The sequence below is a fragment of the Pseudomonas sp. PDM26 genome, from assembly GCF_019219185.1.
Classification (GTDB): Bacteria; Pseudomonadota; Gammaproteobacteria; order Pseudomonadales; family Pseudomonadaceae; genus Aquipseudomonas.
The window spans coordinates 1-15,776 of the sequence record NZ_JAHUWC010000024.1; the positions used below are offsets into that span (position 1 = coordinate 1).

Consider the following 15,776-nt stretch of genomic DNA (forward strand, 5'->3'; position numbering starts at 1 on the left):
TGTTTGCCGAGATCGATACCGATCAACGCTGACTCGCTCATGATGATGGCCTCCGAAAACAAAACACCCTGCGAAAGCGTAGCCCTCGCAGGGTGTGGGGGTGACCATCTCATTAATGCCCCGTATCGATTGATACGGGGCATTTCTGTTTCTGCTCAAAACCCGCTTGTGGCGGGCCGTGAAGCGACTTAAGCCAAGGCTTCGGCGCGCTTGCCCAGCAGGCGATCGCAAACCACTGCGACCACCAGTGTCATCACCGACGGCACCAGCCAGGCCAGGCCCTGCTCGCTCAGCGGCAGGTGGGCCATTTGCGTCGGCATCCAGTCCGCCAGGCCTGCACCCTTGAGGGCGTCGATCAGGCCGAAGATGAACGACACCAGCATGACCGGACCGAGGATACGACCCTGCTCATGCCAGAAGTCCTTGCAGAAGCTCAACGCCACCAGAACGATGCACGGCGGGTAGATCGCGGTCAGTACCGGGATCGAGAACGCAATCAGCTTGGTGAGGCCCAGGTTGGACACCAGCAGGGAGAATGCAGCAAGGATGATGACCAGAGTCTTGTAGGACAGTGGCAGTACACGGCTGAAGTACTCGGCGCAGGCACAGGTCAGGCCGACCGCAGTCACCAGGCACGCCAGCGAAATCAGCACGGCCAGGAAACCGCTGCCCAGCGAACCGAAGGTGTGCTGCACGTAAGCATGCAATACCGCCGCGCCATTGGTAGCGCCAGCGGCCACTTCATGGCTGCCCGAACCGAGACGGAACAGGCTGACGTAAACCAGCGCCAGACCCACACCGGCAATCAGGCCGGCAATGATCGCGTAACGGGTGATCAGTGCGGGCGACTCGACACCGCGGGAACGGATGGCGTTGACGATGACGATGCCGAACACCAGGGCGCCCAGGGTATCCATGGTCAGGTAACCATTGATGAAGCCTTGGGAAAACGGCGCTGCCATGTATTCAGGGGTTGCATGGCCAATGTCACCGGCCGGCAGGGCGAAGGCTGCAATGCCCAGTACGGCCAGGGCGATGATCTTCAGCGGCGCGAGGAAGCGCCCTACCGTATCCAGCAAACGGCCCGGGTACAGCGAAATGAAGAACACCAGCAGGAAGTACACCGAGCTGTACAGGAACAACGCCAGCGGGCTCTCGCCGGTCAGCGGCGCCAGGCCGACTTCGAACGATACCGTGGCGGTACGTGGCGTCGCGAACAGTGGCCCTACGGCCAGATAGCAGGCAGCCGCCAACAAACCTCCAGCCACTTTACCGATCGGGCTGCTCAATGCATCCATTGCCCCACCGACTTTCGCCAGCGCAACAACGGTGATCACTGGCAGACCGACCGCGGTGACCAGAAAGCCCAGCGCCGCCATCCAGACATTAGGTCCGGACTGCAAACCGACGATAGGCGGGAAGATGATGTTGCCAGCCCCGACGAACAGGGCAAACGTCATAAAACCAAGTGCCAGGATGTCCTGGCCTTTCAACACTTTCATTAAGGAAATACCACACTACTGAATCGGAATTTAGAGAGGGATTTCCCTATGGGTGAGGGAAATGCTGTCGGTCCGTATGAGACCAACCCTTTTAGCGCGTTGCTGCCTTGTGGGCCGCAGACGCAAAAATGGCGCGTAGACTAACGAATTTGGCCGATAAACGCACTGTTTGAGGGCGAACTATCCGATACACGACATTTCCATGTCGCGTTTACATATTAAAGGATCAAAAGATCGCAGCCTGCGGCAGCTCCTACAGGGAAAAGTGATCTCATGTAGGAGCTACCGCAGGCTGCGATCTTTTGATCTTCAAGAATGACAAAGGCCACCCGAAGGTGGCCTTTGTCTGGTGAAGCGTCAGTCAAGCACGAGGCTTACTTGACAGCCCAGCCAGTCAGCTCGGCCAGGGCCTTGCCGATGTCTGCCAGCGAACGCACGGTTTTAACGCCTGCGTCTTGCAGAGCAGCGAATTTCTCGTCTGCAGTGCCTTTGCCGCCAGAGATGATTGCGCCAGCATGGCCCATGCGCTTGCCCGGAGGAGCAGTCACACCAGCGATGTAGGAAACAACCGGCTTGGTCACGTGTGCCTTGATGTAGGCAGCCGCTTCTTCTTCAGCCGAACCGCCGATCTCACCGATCATCACGATCGCTTCGGTCTTCGGGTCTTCCTGGAACAGCTTCAGGATGTCGATGAAGTTCGAACCCGGGATCGGGTCACCACCGATGCCGACGCAAGTCGACTGACCGAAACCGGCGTCAGTAGTCTGCTTCACAGCTTCGTAGGTCAGGGTGCCGGAACGGGAAACGATACCGACCTTGCCTGGCAAGTGAATGTGACCTGGCATGATGCCGATCTTGCATTCGCCTGGAGTGATCACGCCTGGGCAGTTAGGGCCGATCAGGGTAACACCCAGCTCGTCGCACTTAACTTTAGCGTCCAGCATGTCCAGGGTAGGAATGCCTTCAGTGATGCAGACGATCAGCTTGATGCCGCCGAAAGCCGCTTCCAGGATCGAGTCCTTGCAGAAAGGAGCCGGAACATAGATCACGCTGGCGGTGGCGCCAGTAGCAGCTACAGCGTCTTTAACGGTGTTGAACACTGGCAGGCCCAGGTGCTCGGTGCCGCCTTTGCCTGGAGTTACGCCACCGACCATCTTGGTGCCGTATTCGATGGCTTGCTGGGTGTGGAAACTACCTTGCGAACCGGTAATACCCTGGCAGATAACTTTGGTGTCTTTATTGATCAGGACGCTCATTATTTGCCCTCCGCAGCTTTAACGACTTGTTGAGCAGCGTCGGTCAGGCTGGTAGCAGCGATGATGTTCAAACCGCTTTCTGCCAGTACTTTAGCGCCCAGCTCAGCGTTGTTGCCTTCAAGGCGAACAACAACCGGGATTTTCACGCCGACTTCTTTCACTGCACCGATGATGCCTTCGGCAATCATGTCGCAACGAACGATGCCGCCGAAGATGTTGACCAGTACTGCAGCGACGTTAGTGTCGGACAGGATGATCTTGAACGCTTCGGTAACGCGTTCCTTGGTTGCACCGCCGCCCACGTCGAGGAAGTTGGCTGGCTTGCCGCCATGCAGGTTGACGATGTCCATGGTACCCATGGCCAGGCCGGCACCGTTGACCATGCAACCGATGTTGCCTTCCAGCGCTACGTAGTTCAGTTCGAACTTGGCAGCGTGCGCTTCGCGCGGATCGTCTTGCGACGGATCGTGGAAAGTCTTCAGCTTAGGCTGACGGTACATGGCGTTGGCGTCGATGTTGATCTTGGCGTCCAGGCAGTGCAGATCGCCGTCAGCCTTGATCACCAGCGGGTTCACTTCCAGCAGAGCCAGGTCGTGATCCTTGAACAGCTTGGCCAGACCTACGAAGATCTTGGCGAACTGAGCAACCTGCTTGCCTTCCAGACCCAACTGGAATGCCAGCTCGCGACCCTGGAATGGCTGAGCGCCAACCAGCGGATCGATAGTGGCTTTCAGGATTTTTTCTGGAGTGTCGTGAGCGATTTTCTCGATGTCCACGCCACCTTCGGTGGAAGCCATGAACACGATACGACGGCTCGAACGGTCAACGACAGCGCCCAGGTACAGCTCTTTAGCGATATCAGTGCACGATTCAACCAGGATCTTGGTGACTGGCTGACCATTGGCGTCAGTCTGGTAAGTCACCAGACGCTTGCCCAGCCACTGCTGTGCGAATGCCTTGGCATCTTCTTTGCTGCGAACCAGCTTTACGCCGCCCGCTTTACCGCGACCACCGGCGTGGACCTGGGCTTTTACAACCCACTCGCTGCCGCCAATTTTGTCGCAAGCTTCTGCTGCTGCTTCCGGGGTGTCTACCGCATAACCGGTGGAAACTGGCAGGCCGTACTCAGCGAACAGCTGCTTACCCTGATACTCGTGAAGATTCATGCTTATTACCGTCTTCGTTAGGTACTGCGCATTCGGTGCTGCACTCATTCAAGTGCCGCACCACCTGTGACTGCTGCTTGCATAGCCTTTCCGGGTACCCGGTGCAGCCATGCAAGACTGCGTCCAGCGGATATTCCGCGGTGAGTCTTGCATGCAAGGCTCACGACGGGCCATTCCGCCGTGGTTTCTTATTGTCTTAACGCTTCTTGCGGTTGGCGATGTGGATGGCGCCGCCATTCACTGCCAAAGCAGCTTCGTGCAAGGCTTCGGACAGGGTCGGATGGGAGAAAACCATCATGCCCAGGTCTTCAGCACTGGTGCCGAATTCCATACCGATCGCGCCCTGCTGAACCAGTTCTGCAGCGCTTGGGCCAATCACGTGGACGCCCAATACGCGGTCTGTCTTGGCATCTGCGATGACCTTGACGAAACCACCGGTGTCATTGGCAGCCATGGCACGGCCAGAGGCTGCGAACGGGAAGGTGCCGACGTTAACTTCAACCCCTTCAGCTTTCAAGGCCTGCTCGGTTTTACCGACCCACGCGATTTCCGGGTGAGTATAAATAACCGAAGGGATCAAATCATAGTTCATCTGAGCCTTGTGGCCCTTGATGCGCTCGACAACCATGATGCCTTCTTCCGACGCCTTGTGCGCCAGCATCATGCCGCGAACCACGTCACCGATGGCGTAAACGCCCGGTACGGTGGTGGCGCAGTGATCGTCAACGTGCACGAAACCGCGCTCGTCCAGGGTCACGCCGCAGTCGGCAGCCAACAGATCAGTGGTCACCGGACGGCGACCAACGGCTACGATCAGCTTGTCGAAAGTGATTTTCTGCTCGCCCTTGGCATCGGTGTAGTTCACCACGACTTCGTCGCCGTTCACTTTGGAACCGGTTACGCGAGCGCCCAGCTTGATGTCCAGACCTTGCTTGGTCAGGGTTTTCAGCGCTTCCTTGGAAACAGCGGTGTCCGCTGCCATCAGGAAGGTGTCCAGGGCTTCCAGGACGGTCACTTCTGCACCCAGACGCGACCAGACCGAACCCAGTTCCAGACCGATCACGCCAGCGCCGATCACGCCCAGACGCTTAGGCACGGATTGGAATTCCAGGGCGCCAGTCGAATCGACGATCACATTCTGGTCAACCGGAGCTGGCGGAATGTCGATCGGACGCGAACCTGGAGCCAGGATGACGTTTTCGGCTTCGATGATTTCTACCGAGCCGTCTGGCTTGGTGACTTCGACTTTCTTGCCGGCCAGCAGCTTGCCGTGACCCTCGATGGAGCTCACACCGTTGGCTTTGAACAGGGTCGCAACGCCGGAGGTCAGGCCTTTGACGATGTTGGCTTTACGGCCGACCATCGCTGGCACGTCCATGGTCACGCCAGCGTGATTGATACCGTGGATCGCGAAACCGTCCTGGGCTTCGTGGAATTTCCACGAGCTGTCCAGCAGGGCCTTGGATGGAATGCAGCCGACGTTCAGGCAAGTACCGCCCAGAGCCAGTTTGCCTTCCTTGTCGGTGTACTTCTCGATGCAGGCAGTGGAGAGGCCCAGTTGCGCTGCTTTAATGGCAGCCACGTAGCCGCCAGGGCCCGCGCCAATCACTACCACGTCGAATTTCTGAGTCATGTGTCATTCCTTCTCGAATCAAACCGGACGGCCCCTTTTGGAGACCGTCGTGGGACGAAGCTGGTCATTACAGAAGGGCCGTCCATCGCTGGGCGGCCCGTGCAACGAAATCAGATATCCAGCAGCAAACGAGCCGGGTCTTCCAGCAGGTTCTTGATGGTAACCAGGAAGGTCACAGCTTCTTTGCCGTCGATCAAACGGTGATCGTAGGACAGAGCGAGGTACATCATCGGACGGATAACGACCTGACCGTTGATGGCCATAGGACGCTGGATGATGTTGTGCATGCCCAGGATGGCGGCTTGTGGCGGGTTGACGATCGGAGTCGACATCATCGAACCGAAGGTACCACCGTTGGTGATGGTGAAAGTACCACCGGTCATTTCGTCCATCGACAGTTTGCCGTCGCGGGCTTTCTTGCCGAAGGTGGCGATGCCGCCTTCGATTTCAGCCAGGCTCATCAGTTCGGCGTTACGCAGAACCGGTACAACCAGGCCGCGATCGCTGGAAACTGCAACGCCGACATCAGCGTAGCCGTGGTAAACGATGTCGCCGCCGTCGATCGAGGCGTTGACAGCCGGGAAGCGCTTCAGCGCTTCGGTGGCCGCTTTCACGAAGAACGACATGAAGCCCAGGCGTACGCCGTTGTGGGACTTCTCGAACAGATCCTTGTACTTCGAACGCAGGGCCATGACTTCGGTCATGTCGACTTCGTTGAACGTGGTCAGCATCGCCATGTTCGACTGAGCTTCAACCAGACGCTTGGCAACGGTGGCCCGCACACGGGTCATCGGTACGCGCTTCTCGATGCGCTCGCCAGCAGCGAACACCGGAGCAGCAGCGGCAGGTGCAGCAGCCTTGGCAGGCGCGGCAGCCGGAGCGGTTTTCTTGGCAGCAACGGCTGCAACCACGTCTTCCTTGGTCACGCGACCGCCTTTGCCAGTGCCGGCAACGGAAGCGATGTTGATGCCGCTCTCTTCAGCCAGCTTGCGGGCAGCTGGAGCAGCAACAGGATCGTCTTCGCCTTCGGCGGCAGCTGGAGCAGCGGCAGCCGCTGGAGCAGCCGCGGCTGGAGCGGCGGCGCCACTGCCTTCGCCGATGGAGCCCAGTACTTCGTCGGACAGAACAGTGTCGCCTTCGTTCTTGATGATCGCGCCCAGCACGCCGTCAGCGGTGGCAAGGACTTCCAGCACGACCTTGTCGGTTTCGATGTCGACGATCAGCTCGTCACGCTTGACGGCGTCGCCCGGTTTTTTGTGCCAGGTGGCAACGGTGCCATCGGCAACCGATTCCGGGAAAGTGGGGGCTTTGATCTCGATAGCCATTGTCTGTGGTTCCTTAAATTCGGTTTCAGGTGCGCGAAGGCGTTAAACAGTAAAGGCGTCTTGCAGCAGTTGTTCCTGCTGTTCGGCGTGCATCGATGCGTAACCGCATGCAGGTGCAGCAGAAGCCTCACGGCCCGCGTACTCGAGTACGAGAGACTTGTTGAGGTTGCTGATGCTGCGACGCATGTGGTGTTGGCTGCAGTACCAGGCACCCTGGTTCATCGGCTCTTCCTGACACCAGACGGCATGCTTGACGTTGGTATAAGGCGCCAGGACTTCTTTCAAGTCGTCCTCAGGGAATGGGTACAACTGCTCGATACGCACGACGGCGATGTCGTCACGACCTTCGGCACGACGTTTTTCCAGCAGGTCGTAGTAGACCTTGCCGCTACACAGAACAACGCGCTCGACCTTTTTCGGGTCCAGGGCATCGATTTCCGGGATAACGGTCTGGAACGAACCTTCGGCCAGATCTTCCAGCGTCGAGATGGCCAGCTTGTGGCGCAGCAGAGACTTCGGAGTCAGAACGATCAATGGCTTGCGTAGAGGGCGAATAACCTGACGACGCAGCAAGTGATAGATCTGTGCCGGCGTAGTCGGCACGGCTACCTGAATGTTGTGCTCGGCGCACAGCTGCAGGTAACGCTCCAGACGAGCCGAGGAGTGCTCCGGCCCCTGACCTTCATAACCGTGCGGCAGCAACATGGTCAGACCGCACAGACGGCCCCACTTGTGCTCGCCACTGGTGATGAACTGGTCGATAACCACCTGGGCACCGTTGGCGAAGTCGCCGAACTGGGCTTCCCAGATCACCAGCGCATCAGGCGTGGTGGTCGAGTAACCGTATTCGAACGCCAGTACCGCTTCTTCGGACAGGAACGAATCGTACAGGTCGAAACGTGGCTGGCCGTTGTACAGGTTCTGCAGCGGGATGTAGGTGCCCGCATCTTTCTGGTTGTGCAAGACAGCATGACGGTGCGAGAACGTACCGCGGCCGATGTCCTGGCCGGTCATGCGGATCGGGTGACCTTCGAACGCCAGGGTCGCGTACGCCATGGTTTCGGCGTAACCCCAGTTGATCGGCAGGCCGCCGGCTTGCATCTTCTGACGATCTTCGTAGATCTTCGCGACCTGGCGCTGAACCACGAAACCTTCCGGAATTTCCAGCAGCTTGGCGGACAGTTCCTGCAAGGTCTTGAGGTCGAAGCGAGTGTCGTGACGTGCGGTCCAGGCGTGGCCCAGATACGGACGCCAATCCACGAACAACTCTTTGTTCGGCTCTTTGACCAGGCTCTTCACCACGTGCAGACCGTTGTCCAGTGCGTTGCGGTATTCGTCGACTTTCGCCTGAACACGCTCTGCGTCCAGCACACCGCCCTGGGTCAGACGATCGGCATACAGCTCACGGGTGGTGCGCTGTTTGGTGATCTGCTGATACATGATCGGCTGGGTGCCGCTTGGCTCGTCGGCCTCGTTGTGGCCGCGACGACGGTAGCAGACCAGGTCGATCACCACGTCACGCTTGAACTGCATGCGGTAGTCGATGGCCAGCTGAGTCACGAACAATACGGCTTCCGGATCATCGCCATTCACATGGAGGATCGGCGCCTGGATCATTTTCGCAACGTCGGTCGCGTACTCGGTGGAACGCGAGTCCAGCGGGTTGCTGATGGTGAAACCGACCTGGTTGTTGATCACGATGTGCACGGTACCGCCGGTCTTGAAACCGCGGGTCTGTGACATCTGGAAGGTTTCCATGACCACGCCCTGACCTGCGAATGCAGCGTCACCGTGGATGGAGATCGGCAGAACCTTCTCGCCGGTCGGATCGTTACGACGGTCCTGACGGGCGCGAACCGAACCCTCGACCACCGGGGAAACGATTTCCAGGTGGGACGGGTTGAACGCCATGGCCAGGTGAACTTCACCGCCGGTGGTCATCACGTTGGACGAGAAGCCCTGGTGGTATTTGACGTCACCGGAACCCAGCTCGACCTTCTTCTTGCCTTCGAACTCGTCGAACAGCTCGCGCGGGTTCTTGCCGAAGGTGTTGACCAGCACGTTCAGACGGCCACGGTGGGCCATGCCGATGACGATTTCCTTGGTGCCGTAGGAACCGGAACGCTGGATCAGCTCGTCGAGCATCGGAATCAGGCTTTCGCCGCCTTCCAGACCGAAACGCTTGGTACCCGGGTATTTGGTGCCCAGGTATTTTTCCAGGCCTTCACCGGCGGTCACGCGCTCGAGCAGGTGGCTCTTGATGTCGGCGGAGTACGCCGGACGACCGCGCACGCTTTCCAGACGCTGCTGGAACCACTGGCGCTGCTCGGAATCGGTGATGTGCGTAAATTCAGCGCCTATGGTGCGGCAATATGTCTGCTGCAACGCTTCGTGAATTTCGCGTAGGCTCGCTTCCTCTTTGCCGATGAACAGGTCGCCGGCACGGAAGGTCGTATCAAGATCGGCATTGGTCAAGCCGTAATGATTGATCGACAGGTCTGCAGGTGCAGGACGCTGCCACAGTCCCAGCGGGTCAAGCTGGGCTGCCTGGTGGCCACGCATACGGTAGGCCTGGATCAATCGCAGCACTTCAACTTGCTTCTTTTCGTGCTCACTGCTCACGCTGCCGGCGGAAACCGGTTGGGCGCGGCGCTGGTTCTTTGCCAGCAAGACGAAATGATCGCGAATTGTGGTGTGCGAAACATCGGTGGCAGAGTTGCCGTCGGCTGGCAACTTCTGGAAGTAGGTGCGCCACTCTTCTGGCACAGCGTTAGGGTCGTGCAGGTAGAGCTCGTAAAGCTCTTCCACATAGGCAGCGTTTCCACCTGAAAGGTGGGCACTGTTCCACATGCGCTGCATCACGCTTTCTTGCATGCTTGGTCACCCTCGGTTAGGGGAACACCATCGGCGTCGACACCGAGCAAACTTGCAGAAGTCCGAATGCAGCGACCAAAACAAGCCACTAGGATCACACTGATAGTCCGGGTACCAGCCCGGATGCCCCTGCTTGTCTCATTTCTTCAAAATAAGAGCCGCAGCCTTTTGGGCTGCTGCTCAGGTTAAAACTACGGCGCCGGTTGAAGCCTGCGCCGTAGCATCTACGGGTACAGCGGTCCTACGGGTACAACAGCTGAATCACACGCCGCTCGAGAGCAACATGTTACGGATGTGACCGATGGCCTTAGTCGGGTTCAGGCCTTTCGGACATACGCTGACGCAGTTCATGATCCCGCGGCAGCGGAATACGCTGAACGGGTCATCCAGCGAAGCCAGACGCTCGGACGTCTTGGTGTCACGGCTGTCTGCCAGGAAGCGGTACGCTTGCAGCAGAGCAGCTGGACCCAGGAACTTGTCCGGGTTCCACCAGAAGGACGGGCAAGAGGTCGAGCAGCAGGCGCAAAGGATGCACTCGTACAGACCGTCGAGCTTTTCACGTTCTTCAGGGGACTGCAGACGCTCGATGGCCGGAGCCGGCGTGTCGTTCTGCAGGTATGGCTTAACCTTTTCGTATTGCTTGTAGAAGATGCTCATATCGACGACCAGGTCACGGATAACCGGCAAACCTGGCAGCGGACGAACGATCAACTTGTTACCTTTTACGACGGCAGACAGCGGCGTGATGCACGCCAGGCCGTTCTTGCCGTTGATGTTCATGCCGTCGGAACCGCAAACACCTTCACGGCAAGAGCGACGATAGGAGAAACCTTCGTCCTGCTCTTTGATCAGGGCCAGCACGTCCAGCACCATCAGGTCTTTACCACCGGTATCGACCTGGAATTCCTGCATGAACGGCGCGGCGTCCTGATCAGGGTTGTAACGATAAACGCTGACTTGCAACATGGCGGCCACCCTTAATAAGTCCGAATCTTAGGTTCAAAAGTCGGAACAGTCTTCGGCGAGAAGTTCACGGCACGCTTGGTCACGCGCTTGTCACCCGGGAAGTACAGGGTGTGGCACAGCCAGTTTTCGTCGTCACGGTCTTCGAAGTCTTCACGGGCGTGAGCACCACGGGACTCTTTACGTACTTCTGCAGCGATGGCGGTGGCTTCGGCCACTTCCAGCAGGTTCTGCAGTTCCAGCGCCTCGATACGTGCAGTGTTGAACGCCTGCGACTTATCGCTGATCTTCACGTTGGCGATGCGCTTGCGCAGATCAGCCAGCTGGGCGATACCCTTCTGCATGTATTCGCCGGTACGGAATACACCGAAGTAGTTCTGCATGCAGTTTTGCAGCTCGCGACGCAAGGTAGCCACGTCTTCGCCTTCGGTACGCTCGTTCAGAGCGGACAGGCGCGACAGGGCTGCCTGGATGTCGGCGTCGGTGGCGTCGTCGTATTCGATACCGTCGGTCAGCGCCTTCTCCAGGTGCAGGCCGGCAGCACGGCCGAATACCACCAGGTCGAGCAGCGAGTTGCCGCCCAGACGGTTGGCACCGTGAACCGATACGCAAGCCACTTCACCTACCGCGAACAGACCAGGAATGATCTCGTCCACGCCTTCGGCGTTCTGGGTCATCGCCTGGCCGTGAATGTTGGTGGCAACGCCGCCCATCATATAGTGGCAGGTCGGAACAACCGGAACCGGAGCGACAACCGGGTCAACGTGCGCAAAAGTCTTCGACAGTTCGCAGATGCCTGGCAGACGGCTGTGCAGCACTTCCTCGCCCAGGTGGTCGAGTTTGAGCATCACGTGGTCGCCATTCGGACCGCAACCGTTGCCGGCGATGATTTCCTTAACCATCGAACGGGCAACAACGTCACGACCGGCAAGGTCTTTGGCGTTTGGAGCATAACGCTCCATGAAACGCTCGCCGTGCTTATTGATCAGGTATCCACCTTCACCACGGCAACCTTCGGTAACCAGTACACCAGCGCCGGCGATGCCGGTCGGGTGGAACTGCCACATTTCGATGTCTTGTACCGGCACGCCGGCACGCAGCGCCATGCCAACGCCGTCACCGGTGTTGATCAGGGCGTTGGTGGTCGAAGCGTAGATACGACCTGCACCGCCGGTGGCCAGTACGGTGGCCTTGGCACGGATGTAGGTGGTTTCGCCGGTTTCGATGCAGATCGCGATCACGCCGACGAAAGCGCCATCCTGGTTTTTCACCAGATCGACAGCGTAGTACTCGTTCAGGAACACGGTACCGGCTTTCAGGTTGCCCTGATAAAGGGTGTGCAGCAGTGCGTGACCGGTACGGTCGGAAGCAGCGCAAGTACGCGCAGCCTGGCCGCCCTTACCGTAGTCCTTGGACTGGCCACCGAACGGACGCTGATAGATACGGCCTTGCTCGGTACGCGAGAAAGGCATGCCCATGTGGTCCAGCTCGTAAACGGCAGCCGGGCCTTCCTGACACATGTATTCGATAGCGTCCTGGTCACCGATGTAGTCGGAACCCTTGACGGTATCGTACATGTGCCAGCGCCAGTCATCGTTCGGGTCAGCAGACGCGATGGCGCAGGTGATGCCGCCTTGAGCGGATACAGTGTGCGAACGGGTCGGAAAAACCTTGGTGATCACGGCAGTCTTGTGACCGCCCTGTGCCAGTTGCAGCGCCGCGCGCATGCCGGCACCGCCACCACCAATGATGATGGCGTCGAAAGAAATCGTTGGAATGTTAGCCATGAATCAGATACCCCAGAGAATCTGCACACCCCAGACGAAGTAAGCGAACATCGCGACGCCGCATACTGCCTGGAAAAGGAAACGTACTGCAGTCGCGGACTTGCCCAGCGCCATGGGCGTCAGGTAGTCGGTCGCGATGGTCCACATGCCGACCCAGGCGTGAGCGCCCAGGGCCACCAGGGCCAGCAGACTGAAGATACGCATCCCGTTGTGGGCGAACAGGCCGTGCCATTGCTCATAGCCAATGCCCGGATTCACCGCGAGGTATCCGATCAGGAAGATGAAATAAGCCGCGAGAACGACCGCAGACACACGCTGCGCCATCCAGTCATAAAGACCGGAACGCGAAAGGTTCGTAACGCTGGTTACCATATCCAAACTCCTGCCAGAACGATCAGCACCACGGAAATGGCGATGATAATTTTCGAGCCCAGGCGGCCGCCTTCCAGCGTCTCACCGATGCCCATATCCATAATCAAGTGGCGCACACCGGCTACCAGGTGATAAAGAAGAGCGGACAGGAGGCCCCATGCTACGAACTTGGCCAGCGGGCTGGTCAAGGTTGCCTTCACGTCGGCAAAACCTTCCTCGGAACCCAGGGATTTGCCCAATGCATAAAGCATGAAGCCAAGGCCCAGGAAGAGGATGATGCCGGAAACACGGTGAAGAAACGACGTAACGCCGGTGATGGGGAGTTTGATGGTCCTTAGGTCTAGGTTTACAGGTCGTTGGCTTTTCACGGCTTTTTTTTCACACTGAAGAGCCCCTAACAATCAGGGCAAAGTTGTTGGGGAGTGCACTGGTCAGGTAACCACCACCCAGGGATGCGACCCCCAATAAAGCAGGCCCAAAAGCCCTTGGCGGTCGGTGGCCGAGTATAGACAGTTAGGCTACTAATGACAACGCAAACACCTAACCCAAACAGCTGATTGCGCAACTGGCATAAAAGGCGTAAATGGCAGTCAATTTCGAGGAAAAAGTCCGGTTAAAGCCTTCTGGAGCAAGACTTTAGGCAAATTGACATTCGAATTTATCTCACTATAGTGGTGCGGGCCCTGCGTGGGGGGTCTGTCTGATGATTTCAAGCATAAATAGGAGGCCACATGGCTGACAAAAAAGCGCAGTTGATCATCGAGGGCGCAGCCCCCGTCGAGCTGCCCATTTTAACCGGCACCGTTGGTCCCGATGTTATCGATGTTCGGGGCCTGACGGCCACGGGCCGTTTCACCTTTGACCCAGGCTTCATGTCGACCGCCTCGTGCGAGTCGAAGATCACCTATATCGACGGCGACAATGGCATTCTGCTGCACCGCGGCTACCCGATCGAACAGCTGGCTGAAAAGTCGGACTATCTGGAAACCTGCTATCTGCTGCTCAACGGCGAACTGCCGACCGCAGAACAGAAGGCCCAGTTCGTCAGCACCGTGAAGAACCACACCATGGTTCACGAGCAGTTGAAGACCTTCTTCAACGGCTTCCGTCGCGACGCCCACCCGATGGCCGTCATGTGCGGCGTAGTCGGCGCCCTCTCGGCCTTCTACCACGACTCCCTGGACATCAATAACCCGCAGCATCGCGAAATCTCCGCGATCCGCCTGGTTGCCAAGATGCCGACCCTGGCAGCGATGGTTTACAAGTACTCCATGGGCCAACCCATGATGTACCCGCGCAACGACCTGTCGTATGCGGAAAACTTCCTGCACATGATGTTCAACACCCCGTGCGAGATCAAACCGATCAGCCCGGTACTCGCCAAGGCCATGGACCGGATCTTCATCCTCCACGCCGACCACGAGCAGAACGCGTCGACTTCCACCGTGCGCCTGGCGGGCTCTTCGGGTGCCAACCCGTTCGCCTGTATCGCCGCCGGCATCGCTGCGCTGTGGGGCCCTGCCCACGGCGGTGCAAACGAAGCCGTGCTGACCATGCTCGATGAAATCGGCGATGTTTCGAACATCGACAAGTTCATCGCCAAGGCCAAGGACAAGAACGATCCGTTCAAACTGATGGGCTTCGGTCACCGTGTTTACAAAAACCGCGACCCGCGCGCCACCGTCATGAAGCAGACCTGCGACGAAGTGTTGAAGGAACTGGGCATCCAGAACGATCCGCAACTCGAACTGGCCATGCGCCTGGAAGAGATCGCCCTGACCGACCCGTACTTCATCGAACGCTCGCTGTACCCGAACGTCGACTTCTACTCGGGGATCATCCTCAAGGCGATCGGCATTCCAACCAGCATGTTCACCGTGATCTTCGCCCTGGCGCGGACCGTCGGCTGGATCTCCCACTGGAAAGAAATGCTCTCCAGCCCGTACAAGATCGGCCGTCCGCGCCAGCTGTACACCGGCTACGAGTCGCGTGATATCACCAAGCTGGAAGACCGCAAGTAAGCGCTGTCTTGCTGTAGGGTGTTGAGTTGTACCGGGAACGGCCTCTGCTTTTTATATAAAGAGCAGGAGGCCGTTTTTGTTTGTGCGGTTTTTTTGATGGTGTACATATCCGTTGCTGCGGTCACGGCGGCTTATGGGTCCACCCTTACGGCGGGTCACTTGGAAAAACGGAGTGCCGCCCAACCCCAAGTAACCAAGGGCTCTTGTCCCTGACGTTCGGTGCCTCGCCGTGGCTCGGCATGCCCTCGCTCCGGTCCTGCTCCGTGGGCCCGCCGCCATCCATGCCGGGTTGCCCAACTGCGCAGAACCTCCTCTCGGCCTCACGAGCGGGCGTACACCGCAACAGCGCCCGAGGTGGCCTATACCGGTCGGACTGGTTCTTCATGCGTACGCATTTCCCCGTAGGAGCTGTCGAGTGCAACGAGGCTGCGATCTTTTGGCTTTATAACTTACAAACAAGATCAAAAGATCGCAGCCTTCGGCAGCTCCTACGCAGTGATACATCCGCGAAATCAGGTCGACCGGCCGGCCTGCGTGCGCATTTCCCTGTAGGAGCTGTCGAGTGCAACGAGGCTGCGATCATTGGGCTGTATTACTGACCAACAAGATCAAAAGATCGCAGCCTTCGGCAGCTCCTACGGCGTGACACATCCGCGAAGTCAGGTCGGCTGCCAGGCCGCCTTCGCTGGCAAGCCAGCTCCTACAGTAAATCGGTTACATCCACGAAATTCAGGTCGCTTACCGCCCAATAAAAAATCTATGGTCACCCCCATTTTTGCAATACTGATTAATGGGTGAAGTGGTTGGCTTGCTTAAATCTATCCGGCGTCTATCTGGGGCATGCCCCGCGCCACGATGAGAGTCGCGCCTGACGTTC

Annotated in this window: 11 protein-coding genes; 1 reads left to right on the forward strand and 10 read right to left on the reverse strand. The window is 58.2% G+C overall.

What is annotated here, in order from left to right:
- Positions 1-188: 188 nt before the first annotated feature.
- The 10 genes from brnQ to sdhC all read right to left on the reverse strand — a co-directional run bounded on the left by brnQ (position 189) and on the right by sdhC (position 13,246).
- Entirely contained in the window at positions 189-1,502 is a 1,314-nt protein-coding gene (brnQ, locus tag KW849_RS30725) for a branched-chain amino acid transport system II carrier protein (RefSeq protein ID WP_218433865.1), read from the reverse strand.
- A gap of 374 nt (positions 1,503-1,876) precedes the next feature.
- Positions 1,877-2,758, reverse strand: a complete 882-nt coding sequence (gene sucD / locus KW849_RS30730; RefSeq protein ID WP_003223019.1) for a succinate--CoA ligase subunit alpha — start codon at positions 2,756-2,758, stop codon at positions 1,877-1,879.
- Positions 2,758-3,924: an ADP-forming succinate--CoA ligase subunit beta gene (sucC, locus tag KW849_RS30735; protein ID WP_007919879.1), complete on the reverse strand. Its 1,167-nt coding sequence runs from the start codon at positions 3,922-3,924 to the stop codon at positions 2,758-2,760. The genes sucD and sucC overlap by 1 nt, the downstream gene beginning before the upstream one ends.
- A gap of 196 nt (positions 3,925-4,120) precedes the next feature.
- Complete coding sequence (gene lpdA / locus KW849_RS30740) at positions 4,121-5,557, reverse strand: dihydrolipoyl dehydrogenase (RefSeq protein ID WP_108219938.1); 1,437 nt, start codon at positions 5,555-5,557, stop codon at positions 4,121-4,123.
- Between the two features lie 110 nt (positions 5,558-5,667).
- Positions 5,668-6,882 (reverse strand): 2-oxoglutarate dehydrogenase complex dihydrolipoyllysine-residue succinyltransferase, encoded by a 1,215-nt coding sequence (odhB, locus tag KW849_RS30745; RefSeq protein WP_218433866.1) that lies wholly within the window; start codon positions 6,880-6,882, stop codon positions 5,668-5,670.
- Between the two features lie 42 nt (positions 6,883-6,924).
- Positions 6,925-9,756, reverse strand: coding sequence for a 2-oxoglutarate dehydrogenase E1 component (locus tag KW849_RS30750; RefSeq protein ID WP_218433867.1), 2,832 nt, complete (start codon positions 9,754-9,756; stop codon positions 6,925-6,927).
- Between the two features lie 261 nt (positions 9,757-10,017).
- Complete coding sequence (locus KW849_RS30755; protein ID WP_007998071.1) at positions 10,018-10,722, reverse strand: succinate dehydrogenase iron-sulfur subunit; 705 nt, start codon at positions 10,720-10,722, stop codon at positions 10,018-10,020.
- An 11-nt stretch (positions 10,723-10,733) separates the two neighbouring features.
- On the reverse strand, positions 10,734-12,506 hold the full coding sequence (sdhA, locus tag KW849_RS30760) for a succinate dehydrogenase flavoprotein subunit (RefSeq protein ID WP_218433868.1): 1,773 nt from the start codon (positions 12,504-12,506) through the stop codon (positions 10,734-10,736).
- A 3-nt stretch (positions 12,507-12,509) separates the two neighbouring features.
- Complete coding sequence (gene sdhD, locus KW849_RS30765) at positions 12,510-12,878, reverse strand: succinate dehydrogenase, hydrophobic membrane anchor protein (protein WP_095139417.1); 369 nt, start codon at positions 12,876-12,878, stop codon at positions 12,510-12,512.
- Complete coding sequence (gene sdhC, locus KW849_RS30770) at positions 12,872-13,246, reverse strand: succinate dehydrogenase, cytochrome b556 subunit (protein WP_162436054.1); 375 nt, start codon at positions 13,244-13,246, stop codon at positions 12,872-12,874. The genes sdhD and sdhC overlap by 7 nt, the downstream gene beginning before the upstream one ends.
- A gap of 363 nt (positions 13,247-13,609) precedes the next feature.
- Here sdhC and gltA point away from each other — a divergent pair, with 363 nt between their 5' ends.
- On the forward strand, positions 13,610-14,899 hold the full coding sequence (gene gltA, locus KW849_RS30775) for a citrate synthase (RefSeq protein WP_007977501.1): 1,290 nt from the start codon (positions 13,610-13,612) through the stop codon (positions 14,897-14,899).
- Positions 14,900-15,776 lie beyond the last annotated feature (877 nt).